Genomic DNA, 244 nt, shown 5'->3' on the forward strand with positions numbered 1-244 from the left:
TTGAGGGCATGAGCCACCTTCGAGGTGCGGAAGACAGGAGCTGAGGAGTTCATCTGGGACTTGGTGTTCTCGACGTTGCCCACTTGGTTCGCAAAGATCGTCTGGTAGTCGCGCTGGTAGTTGTCCAGTACGGACATCGTTTCGCGGGACGACTGGGCATCGGTCACTTGCTTGATGCGGTTCATGGAGTTGCCAGCGAGATTCGACTCCCCGATGGCCGCAGCCACCATGCCCCGGTTACGGA

At 58.6% G+C, this 244-nt stretch carries 1 protein-coding gene; it reads right to left on the reverse strand.

The window, feature by feature from the left end; all coding sequences use genetic code 11:
- A partial coding sequence (locus RMT89_RS44945; protein ID WP_315889518.1) for a hypothetical protein occupies window positions 1–185 on the reverse strand: 185 nt, incomplete at its 3' end.
- Between the last annotated feature and the right edge of the window lie 59 nt (window positions 186–244).

Origin of the sequence: Streptomyces sp. P17, assembly GCF_032436805.1 — a bacterium.
Taxonomy (GTDB): Bacteria; Actinomycetota; Actinomycetes; order Streptomycetales; family Streptomycetaceae; genus Streptomyces.